Annotated in this window: 22 protein-coding genes; 5 read left to right on the forward strand and 17 right to left on the reverse strand. The window is 66.8% G+C overall.

Annotated elements, in window-relative coordinates; translation table 11 throughout:
- Nucleotides 1-104: 104 nt before the first annotated feature.
- The 13 genes from V9K93_RS04200 to V9K93_RS04260 form a co-directional block, all read right to left on the reverse strand.
- Nucleotides 105-458 carry a PilZ domain-containing protein gene (locus tag V9K93_RS04200; protein WP_046982794.1) on the reverse strand — a complete coding sequence of 118 codons (354 nt, stop codon included), beginning with the start codon at nucleotides 456-458 and terminating at the stop codon, nucleotides 105-107.
- Nucleotides 455-1,411 carry a DNA polymerase III subunit delta' gene (locus V9K93_RS04205; RefSeq protein WP_046982795.1) on the reverse strand — a complete coding sequence of 319 codons (957 nt, stop codon included), beginning with the start codon at nucleotides 1,409-1,411 and terminating at the stop codon, nucleotides 455-457. Before V9K93_RS04205 ends, V9K93_RS04200 begins: the two co-directional genes overlap by 4 nt.
- Nucleotides 1,408-2,073, reverse strand: coding sequence for a dTMP kinase (tmk, locus tag V9K93_RS04210; RefSeq protein WP_005408317.1), 666 nt, complete (start codon nucleotides 2,071-2,073; stop codon nucleotides 1,408-1,410). Before tmk ends, V9K93_RS04205 begins: the two co-directional genes overlap by 4 nt.
- Nucleotides 2,070-3,131 carry an endolytic transglycosylase MltG gene (mltG, locus tag V9K93_RS04215; protein ID WP_337302121.1) on the reverse strand — a complete coding sequence of 354 codons (1,062 nt, stop codon included), beginning with the start codon at nucleotides 3,129-3,131 and terminating at the stop codon, nucleotides 2,070-2,072. Before mltG ends, tmk begins: the two co-directional genes overlap by 4 nt.
- 159 nt (nucleotides 3,132-3,290) lie before the next feature.
- Entirely contained in the window at nucleotides 3,291-4,655 is a 1,365-nt protein-coding gene (locus V9K93_RS04220) for an aminodeoxychorismate synthase component I (RefSeq protein ID WP_337302122.1), read from the reverse strand.
- Between the two features lie 92 nt (nucleotides 4,656-4,747).
- Nucleotides 4,748-6,010, reverse strand: coding sequence for a beta-ketoacyl-ACP synthase II (fabF, locus tag V9K93_RS04225; protein WP_004146925.1), 1,263 nt, complete (start codon nucleotides 6,008-6,010; stop codon nucleotides 4,748-4,750).
- A 143-nt stretch (nucleotides 6,011-6,153) separates the two neighbouring features.
- The gene (acpP, locus tag V9K93_RS04230; RefSeq protein ID WP_012510218.1) at nucleotides 6,154-6,393 is read right to left on the reverse strand and encodes an acyl carrier protein; all 240 of its coding nucleotides are present in this window, start codon (nucleotides 6,391-6,393) and stop codon (nucleotides 6,154-6,156) included.
- A gap of 152 nt (nucleotides 6,394-6,545) precedes the next feature.
- On the reverse strand, nucleotides 6,546-7,289 hold the full coding sequence (gene fabG, locus V9K93_RS04235) for a 3-oxoacyl-ACP reductase FabG (RefSeq protein WP_004146899.1): 744 nt from the start codon (nucleotides 7,287-7,289) through the stop codon (nucleotides 6,546-6,548).
- Nucleotides 7,290-7,371: 82 nt separating this feature from the next.
- Entirely contained in the window at nucleotides 7,372-8,316 is a 945-nt protein-coding gene (gene fabD / locus V9K93_RS04240) for an ACP S-malonyltransferase (RefSeq protein WP_337302123.1), read from the reverse strand.
- Between the two features lie 168 nt (nucleotides 8,317-8,484).
- The gene (locus V9K93_RS04245) at nucleotides 8,485-9,267 is read right to left on the reverse strand and encodes a BUD32 family EKC/KEOPS complex subunit (protein WP_046982799.1); all 783 of its coding nucleotides are present in this window, start codon (nucleotides 9,265-9,267) and stop codon (nucleotides 8,485-8,487) included.
- Nucleotides 9,268-9,343: 76 nt separating this feature from the next.
- Nucleotides 9,344-10,321, reverse strand: a complete 978-nt coding sequence (locus tag V9K93_RS04250; protein WP_046982800.1) for a beta-ketoacyl-ACP synthase III — start codon at nucleotides 10,319-10,321, stop codon at nucleotides 9,344-9,346.
- A gap of 91 nt (nucleotides 10,322-10,412) precedes the next feature.
- Nucleotides 10,413-10,607, reverse strand: a complete 195-nt coding sequence (rpmF, locus tag V9K93_RS04255; protein ID WP_004154640.1) for a 50S ribosomal protein L32 — start codon at nucleotides 10,605-10,607, stop codon at nucleotides 10,413-10,415.
- A gap of 108 nt (nucleotides 10,608-10,715) precedes the next feature.
- A complete protein-coding gene (locus tag V9K93_RS04260; protein WP_004146886.1) occupies nucleotides 10,716-11,225 on the reverse strand; it encodes a YceD family protein in 510 nt (169 codons plus the stop codon).
- Nucleotides 11,226-11,338: 113 nt separating this feature from the next.
- Here V9K93_RS04260 and V9K93_RS04265 point away from each other — a divergent pair, with 113 nt between their 5' ends.
- Nucleotides 11,339-11,908, forward strand: coding sequence for a Maf family protein (locus V9K93_RS04265; protein ID WP_337302124.1), 570 nt, complete (start codon nucleotides 11,339-11,341; stop codon nucleotides 11,906-11,908).
- 96 nt (nucleotides 11,909-12,004) lie between these two features.
- On the opposite strand, the gene V9K93_RS04270 is transcribed toward V9K93_RS04265, so the two are convergent.
- Nucleotides 12,005-13,840: a glycosyltransferase family 39 protein gene (locus tag V9K93_RS04270; RefSeq protein ID WP_337302125.1), complete on the reverse strand. Its 1,836-nt coding sequence runs from the start codon at nucleotides 13,838-13,840 to the stop codon at nucleotides 12,005-12,007.
- 42 nt (nucleotides 13,841-13,882) lie between these two features.
- Between V9K93_RS04270 and V9K93_RS04275 the strand changes: the two genes are divergently transcribed.
- From V9K93_RS04275 to V9K93_RS04290, 4 genes are read left to right on the forward strand one after another with little or no spacing between them, the layout of a single operon-like run.
- Complete coding sequence (locus tag V9K93_RS04275) at nucleotides 13,883-14,836, forward strand: AAA family ATPase (RefSeq protein WP_046982804.1); 954 nt, start codon at nucleotides 13,883-13,885, stop codon at nucleotides 14,834-14,836.
- Nucleotides 14,837-14,868: 32 nt separating this feature from the next.
- Nucleotides 14,869-15,783 (forward strand): DUF58 domain-containing protein, encoded by a 915-nt coding sequence (locus tag V9K93_RS04280; protein WP_046982845.1) that lies wholly within the window; start codon nucleotides 14,869-14,871, stop codon nucleotides 15,781-15,783.
- Nucleotides 15,776-17,725 (forward strand): transglutaminase TgpA family protein, encoded by a 1,950-nt coding sequence (locus V9K93_RS04285; RefSeq protein WP_046982805.1) that lies wholly within the window; start codon nucleotides 15,776-15,778, stop codon nucleotides 17,723-17,725. The genes V9K93_RS04280 and V9K93_RS04285 overlap by 8 nt, the downstream gene beginning before the upstream one ends.
- Nucleotides 17,722-18,249, forward strand: coding sequence for a Slp family lipoprotein (locus tag V9K93_RS04290; RefSeq protein ID WP_337302126.1), 528 nt, complete (start codon nucleotides 17,722-17,724; stop codon nucleotides 18,247-18,249). Before V9K93_RS04285 ends, V9K93_RS04290 begins: the two co-directional genes overlap by 4 nt.
- Nucleotides 18,250-18,329: 80 nt before the next feature.
- Here V9K93_RS04290 and V9K93_RS04295 read toward each other — a convergent pair whose 3' ends face one another.
- The 3 genes from V9K93_RS04295 to V9K93_RS04305 form a co-directional block, all read right to left on the reverse strand.
- On the reverse strand, nucleotides 18,330-18,689 hold the full coding sequence (locus V9K93_RS04295) for a histidine triad nucleotide-binding protein (protein ID WP_046982806.1): 360 nt from the start codon (nucleotides 18,687-18,689) through the stop codon (nucleotides 18,330-18,332).
- 67 nt (nucleotides 18,690-18,756) lie between these two features.
- A complete protein-coding gene (gene recR, locus V9K93_RS04300; protein WP_046982807.1) occupies nucleotides 18,757-19,356 on the reverse strand; it encodes a recombination mediator RecR in 600 nt (199 codons plus the stop codon).
- Between the two features lie 130 nt (nucleotides 19,357-19,486).
- Nucleotides 19,487-19,807, reverse strand: coding sequence for a YbaB/EbfC family nucleoid-associated protein (locus tag V9K93_RS04305; protein ID WP_004154630.1), 321 nt, complete (start codon nucleotides 19,805-19,807; stop codon nucleotides 19,487-19,489).

Here is a 19,807-nt window from a genome sequence, read left to right on the forward strand (position 1 = left end):
TGAGCCGCTCATTATAGGGGCTTTTCAGAGGCCGTCAACACATTTTCACATGGATGTTCACAGGCGTTTTCGGTGTGCGCAGCCGGGCGTGGCCCAGCGCCACCTCACATCGTATGCGTCGGCTTGTCCGAGCCGGTCAGGCCGGCCAGCAGGGTCTCGATCTTGTGGCGCACGCCCTCGCCTTCGGCACCCTCGGCCAGCTGCACGCCGATGCCGGCGGTGCGGTTGCCCTGGGCGCCGGCCGGGGTCACCCAGATCACCTTGCCGGCCACCGGCAGGCGTTCGCTGGAATCGGGCAGGGTCAGCAGCAGGAACACCTCGTCGCCCAGGAAGTAACGCTTGGGCGTGGGCACGAAGATGCCGCCGTTCTTCACGAACGGCATGTACGCGCTGTACAGCGCGGCTTTGTCCTTCACGGCCAGGGACAGGATGCCCTGGCGGGCGTTGCTGGCACTCATCGATTTCCCCTTGCGGCAGGCCGCTCGTTCACCTTGTTCCAGGCCAGCAGCAACTCGACCACCGCAAGGTCTGCACGCACCGTGGTGCGCAGCAGGTCGCGGGTGCGGTTGGCCGCATCGAACCAGGCTGCAAGCTTGTGCAATCGCTCCGGCGTGGTCAAGGCATCGGTGCTGGCCTGGGCCAGCGCCAGGTCGGCGGCAAAGCGCAGGCGCAGCGCCGCGCTGTCATCGGCACACCACTTCTGCGCCAGCTCTACCGCGCCGGTCTTGCCGGCGGCCAGCTGTTCCAGCTCGCGGCCCACTTCGCGGCGCAGGCTCAGGCCATCTTCGCGCAGCCAGTTGTCGGCCTGGCCGGGATGGCCGCGCGCGGCGTCCAGCGCTTCTCGCGCCGACGCTTCGCTGTGGCCCTGCTGCTGCAGCCACGCCAGCGCTTCATCGCGCGGCGGCAGCTTGAATTCCAGGCGTTGGCAGCGGCTGCGCACGGTCTGCGGCAGGCGCGCCGGGTCGCTGCTGATCAGCCATAGATAGCGGCCGGACTGTGGCTCTTCCAGCGTCTTCAGCAGTGCGTTGGCGGCGGAACGATTGATGGCATCGGCCGGGTCGACGATCACCACCTGCGCCACCCCGTACTGCGGGGTCAACGCCAGTTTGTTGGTGATCTCGCGCACCTGCTCGATGACGATCTCGGTGCGCAGCTTGTCGCCACTCTTGTTCGGGATGAAGCTGACCAGCTGCAGGTCAGGGTGCGTGCCGGCGGCGATCAGCTGGCGGGTGCGGGTGGCGTGCGCGGCATCGCCGCGCGCCAGCACGTGGTCGGCCAGGGCCAACGCCACCTCGCGCTTGCCCAGCCCGGCCGGGCCACAGATCAGCAGGCCATGGCCGAGCCGATCAGCATCGAGCGCGGCAACCGTCTGTTCGAACGCGCGTTGCTGCCAGGGCGAGAACGTGCTCATGCGCCCTCCCCGTCCTGCAGCCAACGCTCGACACGCGCCACCACATCCGCGGCCACGCGCGCCTGCACCTGACCAGCGTCGATCAGCGCGAAGCGCTGCGGGTCCTGCTGCGCACGGCTGCGGAACACTTCGCGCACGCGCTGGAAGAAGTCGTCCTGTTCGCTTTCGATGCGGTCCGGCCACAGGTCGCGGCCATTGGCACGCGCACGACCCACCGCCACGTCCACATCCAGCAGCAGGGTCAGTCCCGGCAGCAGGCCCACCGCGCGGCGCTCCAGGTCGGCAATCCACTGCGGGTCGAGGCCACGGCCACCGCCCTGGTAGGCATAGCTGGAATCGGTAAAGCGATCACTCAGCACATAGGCGCCGCGCTGCAGTGCAGGCTGGATCACCTGGCGCACATGCTGCGCGCGTGCAGCGAACACCAGCAGCAGCTCGGCTTCGGCGCTGAGCGGCTCGGCAGCGATTTCGGCATCGGGCTTCAGCACCAGGCCACGGATGCGCTCGGCCAACGGCGTACCGCCCGGTTCGCGGGTCAGTACCACTTCGTGGCCGTGGCTGCGCAGGCAGTCACGGATGGCGTTGATGGCGGTTGTCTTGCCCGCGCCCTCGCCACCTTCCAGGCTGACGAAACGGGGATGGCGAAGCAGCGCGGGACTCATTGCGCCGGGGTCTCCTTGGTGCGTTGCTGGCGCAGCTGCTGCAGGTAGCGGGCTACGGCGGCGTTGTGCTGGTCCAGGCTGGGCGAGAACACGTGCGCGCCACTGCCATCGCCTACGGCGACGAAGTACAGCGCGTCACCTGCGGCCGGCTGTGCAGCCGCCATCAGCGCATCGCGGCTGGGCATGGCGATCGGGGTCGGGGTCAGGCCCGCACGGGTATAGGTGTTGTAAGGCGTATCGGTAGTCAGGTCGCGGCGGCGGATGTTGCCGTCGTACGCAGCACCGATGCCGTAGATCACGGTCGGGTCGGTCTGCAGGCGCATGCCGATCTTCAGGCGACGCATGAACACCCCGGCAATCTGCGGGCGCTCGCTGGCCAGCGCGGTTTCCTTCTCGATGATCGACGCCATGATCAGAAGTTCATACGGCGTGTTGATCGGCAGGTCCGGCGCACGGCTTTCCCAGGCTTCGTCCAGCGCCTTCTCCATCGCACCGTGGGCGCGCTTGAGCACGTCCAGGTCACTGTCGCCGCGCTGATAGACATAGGTCTCCGGCAGGAAGCGGCCTTCCGGATGCTGGCCGGCGAAACCGAGGCGGTCCATCAGCGCTGCGTCATCAAGGGTGTCGGTGGTGTGCAGCAGCGGTTCGGCACGCTTCAGTGCCGCACGCAGCTGGCGGATATTCCAGCCTTCAATGATCGTGACGCGATGCTGCAGCACCTTGCCGGCGCGCATGCGCAGCAGCAGCTCACGCGGGGTCAGGTCGCCGCTGAGCGCGTACTCACCCACCTTCAGTTTGCCGGCAGCATCGAGCTGGCGCGCCAGCAGCTGCCACTGCGCGTCCTGGCCCTCGTCCACGCCGGCGTCGCGCAGCTTGCGCAGCACCGTGTTCATGCCGTCGCCGCTGGCGATGACCACGCTCTCGGCGGAGGGGGTGATCCGGGTGTCGGCGAACCGGGTCTGCTGGTAGAAGAACCACGCGCCCGCGCCGGCCACGACGGCGGCCAGCACCACCACCAGCGTTACCACGAACAGACACCCGCGCTTGGCTCCCGCCATGGACTACCTCTGAACTCGATTCCGTCGTGCAGGATACCGTGCCGGTGGTGTGGGGTCATGACCGGGGTGGCAGACACCCGCATCCGTGCCGACCAAGGTCGGCACCCACCAAAACCGGAATCGGTAGCGCCGGGCCATGCCCGGCGGGAGGCCCTGCCCTCAGCCCTGCTGGCCCAGCGCGCGCAGCAGGCCACGGGCCTTGGCGCGGGTCTCGTCCAGTTCCTTGTCCGGATCCGAATCGACCACGATGCCGGCGCCGGTACGGAAGCTGACCTCGTGGCCGTCCACTTCGGCGGTGCGGATCAGGATGTTCAGGTCCAGGTCGCCATCGCGGTTCAGCCAGCCGAACGCGCCGGTGTAGGCGCCGCGCGGCACCTGCTCCAGCTCGCCGATGATCTGCATGCAACGCACCTTCGGGCAGCCGGTGATGGTACCGCCAGGGAAGGTGGCGGCGATCACTTCACCCGGGGTCACGTCCGGACGCAGATGGCCGCTGACGTTGCTGACGATGTGGTGCACGTGCGCGTAACTCTCCACGGTCATCAGTTCATCGACCACCACGGTACCAGGCAGGCAGATGCGCCCAAGGTCGTTGCGCTCGAGGTCGATCAGCATCACGTGCTCGGCACGCTCCTTCGGGTGGCCGACCAGCTCCTGGATGCGCGCGGCATCGTCGTCGCCCTCGAAACGTGGACGCGTCCCGGCAATCGGCCGGGTCTGCGCATGGCCGGCGTGCACCGACACCAGCCGTTCCGGCGAGGAACTGACCACGTGCCGGCCGTGCGCACTGAACAGGCCGGCGAACGGTGCGGGGTTGGCACGGCGCAGCTGCGCGTACAACGCCTGCGGGCTGACCGGTGCGGCGAACTGCGCGCTCCAGCGTCGCGACAGGTTCACCTGGAACACGTCGCCGGCACGCAGGTATTCGATCACCCGGCGCACGCCGTCGGTGAAGCGCTGCGGCGCGTCCTCGCCGACCGACTGCGGCGGCAGCCAGCCCTGCCCTGCATCGGGCAGTGCGGCCGAGGCCAGTTCCACCAGCGCATCCAGCAGCGCGTGCTCACCGGCTTCGGCGATGACGAAGCTGGCGTCGTTGTGGTGATCGTGCAGCACCGCCGCCGGGCAACGCAGCGCCAACGCGGTCGGGCGGCCGTCATCGCGTGCACGCGCCGGCAGCACGGTTTCGATCTGGCTGGCCACTTCGTAGTCCAGCATCAACGCCCAGCCGCCGCGGAACGGCAGGCTGTGGCTGCCATCATGCGGCAGGCGTTCGTGCTGCCAGGCACGGTCCAGTGCCTGCAGGAAGCTGCCGGCCTGCACCACGTCGCGCTGATCACGCACCCGGCCATCGGCATCCAGCCGCAGGCAATCGCCCTGCGCGGCCAGCAGAAGGCTCCAGCGGCCCTGGGCGGTGCCCGAGGCAGTGGATTCCATCAGCAGCGGGAAGCGCACCGGGTCGTGCTGCTGCAGGGCCAGCAGATCGATCGGATGCGGCAGCGGGTGGATCATTGGTGCGTGGGTCATGGCAGCCAGTTCGGGGGTTCAGATGCACGGAAGCCGCCTTGCGGCGGCTCCGTAGAACGTGGAGTCGAGCATGGCTCGACTCTACAACTCGGTCAGACGCGCTTGAAGATCAGCGTGCCGTTGGTGCCGCCGAAGCCGAAGCCATTGGACATCACCACATCGACCTTGGCCTGGCGCGCTTCGTTGGGCACGTAGTCCAGGTCGCAGCCTTCGCCCGGCTGCTGCAGGTTGATGGTCGGCGGAATGACGTTGTCCTGCAGCGCCATCACCGAGAAGATCGCTTCCACGCCGCCGGCAGCGCCCAGCAGGTGGCCGGTCATCGATTTGGTGGAGCTGACCATCATCTTGTAGGCGTGGTCGCCGAAGGCGGTCTTCATCGCCATGGTCTCGCCCAGGTCGCCCAGCGGCGTGGAGGTGCCGTGCGCATTGAGGTAGCCCACCTGCTCCGGGGTCACGCCCGCGTCCTTCATGGCCATGACCATGCAGCGCGCGGCACCTTCGCCGTTCTCGCTTGGCGCGGTCATGTGGTACGCATCGGAGCTGGCGCCGAAGCCGGCCAGTTCGCAATAGATCTTCGCGCCACGCGCCTTGGCGTGCTCATACTCTTCCAGGATCAGGATGCCGGCGCCGTCGCCCAGCACGAAGCCGTCGCGGTCCTTGTCCCACGGGCGCGAGGCCTGTTCCGGGGCGTCATTGCGGGTGCTCATGGCCTTCATCGCGCAGAAGCCGCCCACCGCGGTCGGCGAGGAGCCGCGCTCGGCACCACCGACCACCATCACGTCGGCATCGCCGTACTGGATCATGCGCATCGCGGTACCAATCGAATGGTTCGAGGTCGCGCACGCCGACACCGCCGAGAACGACGGGCCCTTCAGGCCGGTGATGATGCTCAGCTGGCCCGGCAGCATGTTGATGATGGTCTTGGGCACGTAGAAGGGCGAGATCTTCTTGCCCTCGTGGAACTCGATGGTCTGCTCTTCAATGCCGAGCAGGCCGCCGATGCCGGCGCCAACGATGGCACCCATGCGATCGGCATTGGCTTCGGTGATCTCCAGGCCCGAATCATGCAGGGCCATGAACGAGGCACCGAGGCCGTAATGGATGAACGGGTCCATCTTCTTGGCATCCTTGCCGCTGACCCGGAATTTGCCGAACAGTTCGTTGTCGGCGGTGATGTCGAATCCTTTGACCTCACCTGCAATCTTGGTGGTGAACCGATCCAGATAGGCATCAGAAACGTTGGTCAGCGGACCGATGCCCGAACGACCATGGGTGATGCCTTCCCAGCTGCTGGCCAGATCATTGCCCAACGGCGAGACGATACCCAGGCCGGTTACGACGACGCGACGCTTCATTGCTGTTTCTCCTGACCCGGATGGTTTCTACGGGTAACTCGGTTTGCTTCGATGTAATGCCCAAACACACGGGGCCGCAACAGCGGCCCCATGGGGTGCGGTGCGCGGCGAGCCTGAGCCCGCGCGCGCACTGCAGTCTGACATCAGGCCTTGACGTGGGCCTTGACGTAGTCGATGGCGGCCTGGACGGTGCTGATCTTCTCGGCTTCTTCGTCCGGGATCTCGCACTCGAATTCTTCTTCCAGCGCCATCACCAGCTCGACGGTGTCCAGCGAGTCAGCGCCCAGGTCATCGACGAACGATGCGCTGGTGGTGACTTCTTCTTCCTTGACGCCAAGCTGTTCGACGACGATTTTCTTGACGCGTTCTTCGATGGTGCTCATGGGATCTCGCTCCAGATGGAGTTGTGGTTCAAAAGTGGTCGCCATCAAAGGCGATGGCCGTGGGATAGTGTAGTGGAAACCAGCGCGGCCTTGCATCGCAGCAAAAAGCCCAGCAGATCAACCACTTGCGGCGCAATCCCTGCGCCCCTTGCTTACGGCATGTACATGCCACCGTTCACATGGAGGGTTTCGCCGGTGATGTAACCGGCAGCCGGGCCGGCCAGGAAGGCCACCGCATGGGCGATGTCTTCCGGCGAACCCAGGCGTTCGAGGGCGATGTCGTTGATCAGCGCGGTACGCGCTTCCTCCGGCAACGCCTTGGTCATGTCGGTGTCGATGAAGCCGGGAGCGACCACATTGACGGTGACACCGCGTGAACCGATTTCCTTGGCCAGCGACTTGCTGAAGCCGATGATGCCGGCCTTGGCAGCCGCGTAGTTGGCCTGGCCGGCATTGCCGGTCACACCCACCACCGATGCGATGTTGATGATGCGGCCCTTGCGTGCCTTCATCATGCCGCGCATGACCGCCTTGCTGGTGCGGAACACGCTGGTCAGGTTGGTGTCGATGATCGACGCCCAGTCCTCGTCCTTCATGCGCATCAGCAGGTTGTCGCGGGTGATGCCGGCATTGTTGACCAGGATCGAGATCGGGCCGAATTCCTTGGCGATGCCGTCCAGCACGCTGTCCAGTGCGGCAGCGTCGGTCACGTTCAGGGCACGGCCGTGACCACCGTGGGCAGCCAGGCGCTCACCGATCGCGGCAGCGCCGGACTCGGTGGTGGCGGTACCGATGACGGTGGCGCCCTGGGCGGCCAGCAGATCGGCGATGGCGGCACCAATGCCGCGGCTGGCACCGGTGACCAGTGCGATTTCACCCTGCAGGGGCTTGCTCATGATGTTTTCCTCAGGCTGGGACGGCCGCCGCGCCCATGCCGCTTGCAGCGGCGACCGGCACGGTCGGCAGGAACAGGGGCAATCAGGCCGACCACGCCTCGCGGGCGCCTTCGAAGTCGCCCGGAGTGGCCAGCGAGCGGCCGTCAATGGCCTTGTCGATGCGCTTGACCAGGCCGGTCAGCACTTTGCCCGGACCGCACTCGGCAATCTGGGTGATACCGCGGGCGGCAAGTGCCTGCACGCAACCGGTCCACTGCACCGGCTGGTACAGCTGCTGCACCAGCGCGGTACGGATCGCATCCACGCCGTCGTGCACCTTGGCATCGACGTTCTGCACCACCGGCAGCTGCGGCGCCTGCCAGGACAGGCCGGCCATCACTTCGGCCAGGCGGTTGGCAGCTTCACGCATCAACGGGGTATGCGACGGCACGCTGACCGCCAGCTTGACCGCCTTGCGCACGCCCTTCTCGGCCAGCAGCGCCAGCGCACGATCGACCGCATCGGCGTCGCCGCCGATCACGATCTGGCCCGGCGAATTGAAATTGGCCGGCACCACCACCTGGCTGCCCGCGGCTTCGGCACAGACGTCCAGTACCAGCTGGTCCTCGGCGCCGAGCACCGCGGCCATGGCACCGACGCCGGCCGGCGCGGCTTCCTGCATCAGCTGGCCGCGCAGGCGCACCAGGTGCGCACCGTCGTGCAGGCTCAGCGCGCCAGCGGCGACAAGCGCGCTGTACTCACCCAGGCTGTGACCGGCCAGCACCGACGGGCACGGACCGCCCACGGCATTCCAGACGCGCCACACGCCGATGCTTGCGGCCAGCAGGGCCGGCTGGGTGTATTCGGTACGGTTGAGCATTTCCTCCGGGCCGCCCTGGGACAGTGCCCACAGGTCGACGCCGGCACCATCGGATGCCTCGGTGAAGGCTTCACGCACCTGCGGGTGCAGTTCAGCCAGCTCGGCCAGCATGCCCACAGACTGCGAGCCCTGGCCGGGGAAGACAAAAGCGAGGGTGGATACGGTCACGCGGTCATCCGCTTGTTGCAATCGAAGCGGGCCATGATAAGGGGGAACATGCCGTGTCGTCTGTACGTGCGCGTATGCACGCGTATGGTCCATGGTGGTCGCAGGGCGCTGGAGATCCGCGGTCAGATCCCTTTTCCCATGGAAAAGGGATCTGACCCCAGCCGACGATCAGCAGAACAGCTGCAGGACGTCCAGATCGCCGTCGGCGAGGAAATCCACGCACAGGCCCACCAGCATCAGCACGCCAGCGGTACTGGCGCCATGGGCGATGAAGATCGAATGCGCCAGCGCGCGCGCTGAACGGCCCAGCTTCATGCAGACCCTGGCCAGATTGCGAAGGCGGCCACTGACCACATGCACATGCTCGCGCACCGGTGCCTGAACGTCGCCCATCGCCTCGGCCATCATCGCCTGCAGGCGCTCGGGCCGGTCGGCGTAATACTTGGCGACGCCATAGCCGAACATCAGCCAGTCACGGGCCTGCGCTTCGGACAGATCCATCACTTCCAGCGGATCTTCCTCGAAGTCGATGAAGCCCACGTTCTGGCCGTCCCAGGTGAGATTGCGCGGCAGCGGCTGGCCGAAATAGGCCCCGCGCGCATGCGCCTCGGCAATGGCCAGCATCGCCGCCATCACCAACCGGTCGCGACCAGCCTCGTCGGCTTCGCGCAGGCAGGTATTGAACGAACTGCCGTTGTCGCCGATCACCAGCGCGGCATGACCGGTACCCAGCACATCCGGCACGTTTACTCCCTGCGCCTGCAGTTCAGCCAGGCGACGGGCTTCGGTTTCGCGTGCAGCATCACCGCCGCGATGCGGTGGCGGGCGCAGGGCATCGAGATGGAAACGGCGGGCAACAAAATTGAGCAGGCCCAGAGCCAGCGCCCGGCTTCCCTTGCCGTACTGCTTCAGCCAGGCACGCTGCCCTTCGATGACGATGGGCTCAACCATGACAGGTCCTCCTTAAACGCGTTACGGCCCCAGAGGGGCCGTAACGACAGACTTCACGTTGTCGTAACTTGCACTATCAATAGCGCAGCAGGGCCGAACCCCAGGTGAAGCCGCCACCGAAGGCTTCCAGCAGCAGCAGCTGGCCGCGCTCGACCTTGCCCGAACGCACTGCAGCGTCCAGCGCCAGCGGCACTGAGCCAGACGAGGTATTTCCGTGCTGGTCAACCGTGACCACGACCTGCTCCATCGACATGTCCAGGCGCTTGGCCGTGGCTTCGATGATGCGCAGGTTGGCCTGGTGCGGAATCAGCCAATCCAGGTCGGACTTGTCCAGGCCGTTGGCAGCCAGGGTCTCGTCCACGACCGAGTCCAGCGCCTTGACGGCGTACTTGAACACGTCGTTGCCCTTCATATTGATGGTGCCACCACCGTTGGTGCCGTCCTTGAACCCGGTCGAGACACCCACCGGGTTCCACAACAGCTCCTTCTTGCTGCCATCGGAATGCAGGTGGGTGCTGAGGATGCCGGTCTCTTCGTCGGCCTTGAGCACGACGGCGCCGGCACCATCACCGAACAGCACGCAGGTGGTGCGATCGTTCCAGTCGACCATGCGGGTCAGTGTTTCGGCGCCGATCACCAGCACGTACCGGCAGTCGCCGGAACGGATGAATTTGTCGGCCACGCCCAGCGCGAACACGAAACCCGAACAGGCCGCGTTGACGTCGAAGGCGGGGCATCCGGCCACACCGAGCTTTGCCTGGATCAGGCACGCGGTGGACGGGAAAATAAGGTCAGGGGTGGTCGTACCGACCACGATCATGTCGAGCTGCGAAGCGTCGATGCCGGCCGCTTCAAGCGCGCGCAGCGCGGCGTTGTAGCCGAGATCGCTGGTGGTTTCGCCTTCGGCCGCGATGTGCCGTTCACGAATGCCGGTGCGCGACTGGATCCACTCATCCGAGGTTTCGACCATTTTTTCCAGGTCGGCGTTGGTCAGGACTTTTTCCGGCAAATAGCTGCCGGTGCCCGCGATCCTCGAATAGATCCGCTTGCTCATCATGTTTCCTGTTGCGCAGGCCGCCGATCACCGGCAAGCCCGGGAAAGAAGGCAAAGGCCGCTGCCCGGAGGCAGCGGCCTTCCCGGCACATCAATCTTCTTCGACGGCCGAGGTCTTGGTCTGGATGACCTTCTTGCCGCGGTAGAAACCATCGGCAGTGATGTGGTGACGCAGATGCACTTCGCCGGTGGTCGGGTCGGTCGACAGCTGCTTGGCGCTCAGGGCGTCATGCGCACGGCGCATACCGCGGCGGGACGGGGTGACACGGGATTTCTGGACAGCCATGGGATTGCTCCAAACTCGGTTCGTTTTTGCTTCGTCGTATCGTCGCGCAGGACGCCAGCGCCCAGCACACTTTCGCTTTCGCCGCAGCCGCCGACGACAATCCGGCTGCTATTGTTTCTTCAAGGCCGCCAACGCCGCAAACGGGTTGGCCTTCTTTGTTTCTTCTTCGCTCGGTGCCCAGTCCTTGTCGACTGCTTCACCATCGGGCGACAGCGGTACCACCGGCACCGCCAGCACCAACTCGTCTTCGACCAGGTCCAGCGGACGCAGCTGGCCATCTTCCGGCACCAGCAACGCCTCGTATTCCTCCGGCAAGGACGATTCCTCGTCCTCGTCGCGGATCAGGCCAAGCCTCTGGGTCACCTTCACCGGCAACAGGAATCGCTGCATGCTGCGCTGACAGGTCAGCGGCAACGCGGTGTCGATGGTCAGTTCCACATAGGATACCCGCAAGATGTCGTCGCGACCGAATTCAAGCGAGTAGACACACTCACCGTCGGTATCGGCGACCAACCCCTGCAGGCGGGTCAATTCAGCCAGGGAGACCTGGCCGTCGAAGCGCCTTCGCGCTACAACCATCCGCCAGGCATCCAGCGTTTCGGGCACGTTCGCGGACATAAGCCGCTGAATACTAAGGATCGGGGCGGCGGCTGTCAAATGCCCGCCATACAGGACTTGCCGCTGGCGTTGCGGACGGGCCAGACTGCCGCGCCCTGCCCCGGTATTGTCGCATGCCGCTGATCCTGGCCTCCACCTCCCGCTACCGCCGTGAACTGCTGCAACGGCTGGGCCTGCCCTTCGACTGCGCACGCCCGGACGTGGATGAAACCCCGCTGGACGGCGAGGCCCCGCTGGCCCTGGCCATGCGACTGGCGGCCGCCAAGGCCGCCGAGGTGGCCGCCCGTCATCCGGGCGCCTGGGTGATCGGCTCGGATCAGGTGGCGAACCTGAACGACCAGCCGCTGGGCAAGCCTGGCACGGTCGAGGCGGCCTGCGCGCAGCTGAAGGCGATGTCCGGGCACACCGTACACTTTCATACCGCCATCAGTCTCACGTGCAACGGAGAATCCTTCACAGCGACGGACCTGACCGAAGTGCGTTTCCGCGCGCTGGGCGAGGACGAGATCGCCCGCTACGTAGCCGCAGAACAGCCACTGGACTGTGCCGGCAGTTTCAAGTGCGAGGGCCTGGGCATCAGCCTGTTCGAGGCGATCGACAACCGCGACCCGACGGCACTGGTGGGCCTGCCGCTGATCGCGCTGTGCGGGCTGCTGCGCAGAGCGGGATTCGCGGTGCCCTGAACTGTAGAGCCGAGCCATGCTCGACTGCATTTCCCTGGCCACCTGCCCTCTGGAACAGAAGCAGTCGAACATGGCTTGACTCTGCAAAAGCCGGACTCAACGAACCTCGAACGGCTGCTCCTGCCACTCTTCCACACTGCCATCGTTGCCATGCAGGCGCAGGCCCAGCCAATGCCGGCCCGGTGCCAGAGTGGCGGTATCCAGCGACGCATCGAAGCCCACCGCCGGATGCCGCGGGTCGGTGCTGTCCGGCCAGGTGTGGCGTACGTCGAACACACGCCCGTACTGCGCGCTACCGATAGAGCGGCCATCGACCAGCACCTCGACACGCGCCAGGCCGACGCCGTCCTTGAACGCCCAGCCCTTGATGGCAAGCGTGCCCGAAACCTTTTCACCGTTGGATGGCGCATCCAGCCACGCCATCGCCGGGGTCACGCACGGACCCGCCGCGCGCTGTGCCGGCAGGCGGAACAGCAGGAAACGCTGGAAACCATGATCGCTGCTGACCACCCGTGGCGCGGGCAACGGCCCGACCTGCCCGCAGATGGCGTGATAGCGCGCCAGCAGATCGCGGTAACGCTGGTCACTGGGCGACAGCACCAACAGCATCGGCGCCGCACGCTCGCCCTCGTGCAGCAACCCCCACTGCGCCAGCTGCGCGGTGCGGCCGTGCTTGTCGTTGAGCGGATGCGGCAGCACATCGATATCGCCATTGCCGAGCTGGAAGCCCAGTTCGGCCCCGACCTTGAAGTTGCCGGCCAGCACGCGCGTGCCGGCTGGCATCTGCTGCAGCTCATCGCGCACCGCCACCGCCAGCGACTGCCAACCGGCGAAGTTGCGCGGGTAGTACTTGCTGCCCGCCAGTTGCTCACGCAGCGAAGGCGTGGATGCCATCAGGTAATAACCGAATGCCAGCACCATGCCGGCGCCAGCCAGCCACCAGCCGGTACGGCGCAGCCAGCGCGGCCAGCCGTTGAGCACCACCGGCACCGCCACCAGCAGCGCCAGATAGCCCGGCAGTGGCCAGTGGAAGCTGATCCGCTCGACGTCGGTGAAGAATCCCAGCAGGAAGATGCCAAGCGTTGATACGCCACCGACCAGGCCGAAGTAACGCCATTGCACGCGCGCGCCGCCACCGCTGCGGGTGCCCGCCAACGCCACCTTCCACATCGCGATGCACAGGATCGGCGTAACCAGCATCGGCTGGATCAGCAGGAACCACAGCCCGGCCCATTCGAAAGTCCAGGGATGGCGCTCAACCACCTGGAACTTCAGCCCGGCATCGTGATTGTCCGCATTCCACGCCAGCAGCGGCAGCCAGGCCAGCACGCCCACTGCAAGCGCCACCCATACGCGTGGATCAGCCAGCATGCGCCGTCCCTGCGGCAGCGCCAGCAAGGCAACAAAGCCCACGCCGATGACGCCGATGAAGCGATAGTGGCTGAGCGCACCGATCATCAGGCCCAGCGCCAGCTTCATCGCCGAAGACGCATCGACGTTGTGCAGCAGGCGCGCACCGGCGTGCAGGCAGATCACGGCCGCCAGTGCCATCGGCACGTCCGGCACCGCCAGCAGCCCCAGCGTGGCCGACAACGGCATCAACAGTGTCAGGCTGCCGGCCTGCCATCCGGCCACGTTGCCGAACCAACGCGTGGCGATGCGCGCCACCAGCAGCGGCAGCAATGCACCAATGGCCAGGAACGGCAGGCGCAACGCCAGGACGTGGTGGCCACCGATCTCCACGCCCAGTCGTGCCAGCCATGCAGTCAACCCGGGCAGATCGGAATAGGCGGCCGCCAGATGCTGGCCTTCCTGCCAGTAGAACGCCTCATCGACAAACAGTGGCAGGCGCGCGGCCACCACCAGCTTGGCCGCTGTGACCAGCGTCCATAACCAGAGAAATATCGTTCGTGCGCGCTGTTCGCCTTGCATCGCTCTATGGATAATCGAGTGGATTCCAGAACTGAGACGATCATGCCAGCTTCGTCCCCCAACCCCAGCATGCTAACCGATCAATTGAGACAGGCCCTGCGGGAGGCACAGGATCAGGTGAATGCACTGGTGCTGGGCAAGGTGCCGGAAGTCAGGCTGGCTTTCGTCGCGCTGTTGTCCGGTGGGCACCTGCTGATCGAGGATCTGCCTGGCCTGGGCAAGACCACGCTGGCACATGCACTGGCCAGCAGCCTCGGCCTCAGCTTCCAGCGCGTGCAGTTCACCTCCGACCTGTTGCCCGCCGATGTACTGGGCGTCTCGGTGTATGAAGCGGGCAGCCGCCAGTTCCAGTTCCATCCCGGCCCGGTGTTCACCCACGTGCTGCTGGCCGACGAGATCAACCGCGCGCCACCGCGCACGCAGAGCGCACTGCTGGAGGCAATGGCCGAGCAGCAGGTCACTCTGGATGGACAGACCCATCCGCTGCCCGATCCGTTCTTCGTGATCGCCACGCAGAATCCGGTGGACCTGTCCGGCACCTTCCCGCTGCCGGATTCGCAGCTGGATCGCTTCCTGCTGCGGCTGGCGATGGGTTACCCCAGTGCACAGGCCGAACGCGAGCTGCTGCGTGGCACCGACCGCCGCGACCTGATCGCACGCGCCGTACCGAAGCTGGACGATACCCAGGTGCGTGCGCTGCGCGATGCGGTCGGCCAGGTGCATGCCAGCGACGCACTCATCGACTACGTGCAGGCGCTGCTGACCCGCAGCCGCCAGCACGCTGGTGTACGCGTCGGCCTGTCACCGCGTGCAGGCCTGGCCCTGCTACGTGCGGCCAAGGCGCATGCGCTGATGCTTGGCCGCAGCCATGTAGTGCCCGAAGACGTGCAGACCCTGTTCGTGGCAGTGGCCGGCCACCGGCTGGTGGCGGAGGCGGAATCCAGCTCGGGGCCGGCACTGGCGCGTGCGATCCTGCAGACCGTCGCGGTGGATTGAACGTGGCCACACGCTGGGCACGACTGCAGCTGATGGCCCGGCCGCGCAGGCCAGAAGCCTTGCCGAAGCGACTGGATCGCCATCGCATCTATGTGTTGCCCACCCGCTTCGGCCTGTTCGTTGCCACCTTGCTGGCCGCCATGCTCCTCGGCGCGCTGAACTACAACAACAATCCAGCGCTGCTGCTGGCCCTGCTGCTGGCGGCAGCGGCCATCGCCAGTGCCATTGCCGCGCACCTGCAGCTGTCCGGCGTGCAGATCGATGCGATCTCCGCCGAGCCGGTGCCGGCCGGGCAACCGCTGCGCCTGCGCGTGGACCTGTCGCTGCGCGATCCGCGCGCGCGCCATGGCCTGCACCTGCAGCTGGGCGACAGCGAAACCTGGACCTCACTGCCGGCACACGGTCGCGGTGAGGTGGAACTGGAGGTACCGAGCGAACGCCGCGGCTGGCTGGAGCTGCCGCGCATCCGCCTGTCCACCACCCAGCCACTGGGCCTGGTGCGGGCGTGGTCGTGGGTGTGGCCGGAACAACCGCTGCTGGTCTATCCACTGGCCGAGACAACCGCACCTGCACTTCCGGAGAGTGGCAACGATCCCCTGCACACGCGTGCCCATGCCAGTGGTGAGGAACTGCATCAGCTACGGCCCTACCGCGCCGGCGACGCGCCACGCAGCATTTCCTGGAAGCACTCGGCACGCCGCGACAGTCTGCTGGTGCGCGAGTACGAAAAGCCGGCCGGCATCGAAGTGGTGCTGGACTGGCGCATGCTGGCACCGCTGGGCCACGAAGCACGCATCGCGCGGCTGGCGCGCTGGGTCGGCATGGCCGAACGCGAGGGCCGCCGCTACACCCTGCTGCTGCCGGCGCACCCGCCGTTCGGGCCCGGCCAGGGCGCGAACCATCACCACCTGTGCCTGCGCGCGCTGGCGCTGATGCCATATGGCTGATCCCCTCGATCAACTGGATCGCAGCACACGTGCCTGGACGTTGGCCTGTGCGGCGCTGGCCCTGCTGCCACTGCTGCTGCAGTTGCCACCGCTGCTGGCGGTGGTGATCGCGATCGCTGCGATATTGACCGCTGCCCTGTCCTGGCGACGCGTGCTGCCGATGCCGATACGCCTGCTGCTGGTGCTGGGCATGCTCGCCGCCATCGTCTGGCAGATGGGCATGGCGCGCCCGGGGCGCGATACCGGCTGCGCCCTGCTGGCGGCGATGCTGGCGATCAAATCCAGCGAACTGCGCAGCCTGCGTGACGCGCGCAGCCTGCTCGGCTTTGCGCTGTTTGCTCCGTTTGCCGCATTCCTGCTCGACCAGGGACCACTGACCACGACCCTGGCCGCCCTGGCCGGTGTCGGCGCCCTGCTTGCACTGCAACGCCTGGCCCAGGATGAAGGCCATGCCGGCCGCCTGCCGTTGCGTGGGCAGCTGCGCAGTGTCGGTCGTCTGCTGGCGATCGGCCTGCCGCTGGCACTGGCCAGCTTCTGGCTGTTCCCGCGCCTGGCAACGCCGCTGTGGGGTGTTCCCGAACGTGCCGTCGGCACGCCGGGGCTGTCCGACAGCATGGAACCCGGCCAATGGCTGGACCTGATGGCCGACGACACCCCGGCGCTGCGTGTGCAGTTCTTCGGTGCCGTACCCGAGCCGACGCAACGCTACTGGCGTGGCCCGGTGCTGACTGCCTTCGATGGCCGGCGCTGGACGCGCGACCGGGCCAGCGCACGGCGGCCTGCGGCAGTCGTCGTTGCCGGTGTGCAGGGCTGGGACTACCAGATCGACTACGAGCCCACCGACCGCCGTCAGCTGGTGGCGCTGGACCTGCCCAGCCGCGCCCCTGCCGGCAGCACGCTGGACGCGGACATGAGCCTGAGCAGCGAGCGCTCGCTGGCCTCGCTGAGCCGCTGGCGACTGCATTCGGCACCACCACAGCACTTCGACAGCACGCTCTCGCCCTACCTCCGGCGCGCGACGCTGCAGCTGCCCGCCGGCTTCAATCCACGCACGGCAACCCTCGCCCAGCAATGGCGGCAGGACGCCGGTGGCGATGACGAAGCCATCGTCCGCCGCGCGCTGCAATGGATCACCACCGATTTCTCCTACACGCTGGAAACGCCCCCGGCAGGACGCGATCCGGTCGACGAGTTCCTGTTCGGCTACAAAGCCGGGTTCTGTGAACACTTCAGCGCCGCCTTCGTGGTGCTGATGCGCGGCGCCGGCGTTCCGGCACGCGTGGTGACCGGCTTCGCCGGCGGCACCCGCAACCGCCTTGGCGACTACTGGATCGTACGGCGGATGGACGCCCACGCCTGGGCCGAAGTGTGGCTGCCGCAACGTGGCTGGGTGCGCGTCGATCCCACCGCTGCCGTCGCCCCCGAACGTATTCTCGACACCCTCGACGACCGCCTGCAGGCCGGCACGGACAGCCCGCTGCAACAGCGCTGGCTGCAACTGGGGCAGATGGGCGACTGGCTGCGCCGCGGCTGGAACGATCTGGTGCTGTCCTTCGATGCCCGCCGCCAGCAGCAGCTGCTCAAGCCGCTCGGGCTGGATGACCTGGGGCCGGCACAACTGATAGCCGGCTTCGTGACGGCTGCGTTGATGGCGCTGGCGTGGATGGCCTGGCTGCTGGCCCGCGGCGAACGCGAACGTGATCCGCTGTTGCGCGCCTGGCACCGGCTGGGCCGCCGCTACGCCCGCCTCGGCCTGGCCCGCGAACCGCATGAAACCGCACAGGACTGGGCGCGTCGGGTACATGCCCGCCGCCCCGATCCTGCACTGCTGGCGCTCAGCCAGCGTTTCGACGACGCGCGCTACGCTGGAACTTGCACCGACCTCGCTTCATTATTGCGGGACCTGCGCAGGCATCGCCCGACTTCCGGAGCCTCCCCATGAACACCAAGTTCTTCCTCACCGCTGTGGCCACGCTGGCCCTGTCGGCCTGCGCCACGGCCCCCAAGCCGCTGCAGGGACAGTTCAGCCTGGTCTCCCCGCGCGACTCGGTCGCCACCCAGCAGGTCGGCACGCCCGTCCGTTGGGGCGGCCGCATCATCGAAACCAAGCCCGGCCAGGGCGAGACCTGCTTCCAGATGATCTCGCGCCCGCTCAGCGCCAGTGGCCGCCCGAACACCACCTCGTCCGACGCCAGCGACGGCCGCTTCATCGCCTGCCGCGCCGGCTTCTACGACCCGGCCGTGTTCGAAGCCGGCCGTGACGTGACCTTCATCGGCAAGATCGACGGCTACCAGAACACCCGCATCGGCGACTATGACTACCGCCTGCCGAAGCTGTCGGCCGATGTGATCTACCTGTGGCCGGAACAGCGCCAGGTCGATGTGGTGCCCTACCCCTACGGCCCGTGGGGCCCGGGCCCGTATGGCCCGTACTGGGGTGGCTATGGACGCTGGGGCTGGTGGTGATCGTCACCGCACAGGCATGACGGAAAAGGCCGCCCTCGGGCGGCCTTTTTTCATCCACGCATGGCATGGATGCCCTGCGCTCAACGCCCCGGCGTACCGAAATGCCCCAGCTGCCCACCGGCCAGCAGGTGCATGTGGATATGGAACACGGTCTGCCCGGCGTCCTCACGGCAGTTCATCACGATGCGGTAGCCGTCCCGTGCGAAGCCTTCGCGGCGCGCATACTCGGCAGCGGCCAGCGCCAGTTTGCCGATCAGGTGCGCCTGCGACGGCTGCAGGTCGTCCAGGGTCGGGATGATCTCGTTCTTCGGAATGAACAGCACGTGCACCGGCGCCTGCGGTGCGATGTCCTTGAAGCCCAGCACCTCGTCATCCTCGTAGACGATGGTGGCCGGGATCTCGCGACGGATGATCTTGCTGAAGAGGGTTTCGTTGCTCATGGTCAGCCTCGGCGGGAATGTCTCCCGCATTGTAGGCCGGCCGCGCCGGACGATGCCCGGCCAGCGCTCAATCGCGGAACTCGCTGCGCGTCCCGAACGCGTGCGACAGCGTGCCGCGATCGACGTATTCCAGTTCACCACCCAGCGGCAGCCCCTGCGCCAAACGGCTCGGCTGAACCTTTCGTGCGCGCGCCAGCTGCGCCAGGTAATGCGCGGTGGCCTCGCCCTCGACGGTGGCACTGGTGGCGATGATCAGCTCCCGTACCTCGCCTTCGGCCAGCCGCCGCTCCAGCTGCTCCAGGCCCAGCTCGCGCGGGCCGATGCCATCCAGCGGCGAAAGCCGCCCCTGCAGCACGAAGTACACGCCACGGAAACCGGTAGCGTTCTCGATCGCCAGGCGGTCGGCCGGCGATTCCACCACGCACAGCTGGCTGCGCTCGCGGCTGCCGTTGGCGCAGGTCGGGCACAGCTCGGTTTCACTGAAATCGCGGCACTGTGCGCAATGGCCGATGCGCTCCACCGCCAGCGACAGCGCTTCAGCCAGGCGCTGGCCACCTTCGCGCTCGCGCTCGAGCAGGTGGTAGGCCATCCGCTGCGCGGTCTTCTGGCCAACGCCAGGCAGCACCCGCAGTGCGTCGATCAATTGTTCAAGCAGGGGTGCGGACACGGCAGGGTGCTTCGATCGTGCCGGGCATGCCCGACGGGTATGTGTAGAGTCGAGCTTGCTCGACTGCTGCAGACAGTCGAGCAAGCTCGACTCTGCGGGGTGCCCGCAACAACAGGCACCCCGCTGAAGATCAGAACGGCAGCTTCATGCCTGGCGGCAGCTGCATGCCGGCGGTGGCCGACCCCATCTTCGACTTCGACTCGGCATCGATCTTGTTCGAGGCGTCGTTGAAAGCGGCGGCGATCAGGTCTTCCAGCATCTCCGGGTCGCTGGCCAGCGACGGGTCGATACGCACCTTGCGGCATTCCTTGGCGCCGGTCAGGGTCACGCTGACCATGCCGCCACCGGCGCTGCCGGTCACTTCGATCTTGGCGATTTCTTCCTGGGCCTTCTGCAGGTTTTCCTGCATCTTCTGGGCCTGCTGCATCAGTTGGGCGATGTTGCCGCGCAT

Origin of the sequence: Stenotrophomonas sp. CCNWLW162 (genome assembly GCF_037203745.1) — a bacterium.
Classification (GTDB): domain Bacteria; phylum Pseudomonadota; class Gammaproteobacteria; order Xanthomonadales; family Xanthomonadaceae; genus Stenotrophomonas; species Stenotrophomonas maltophilia_AQ.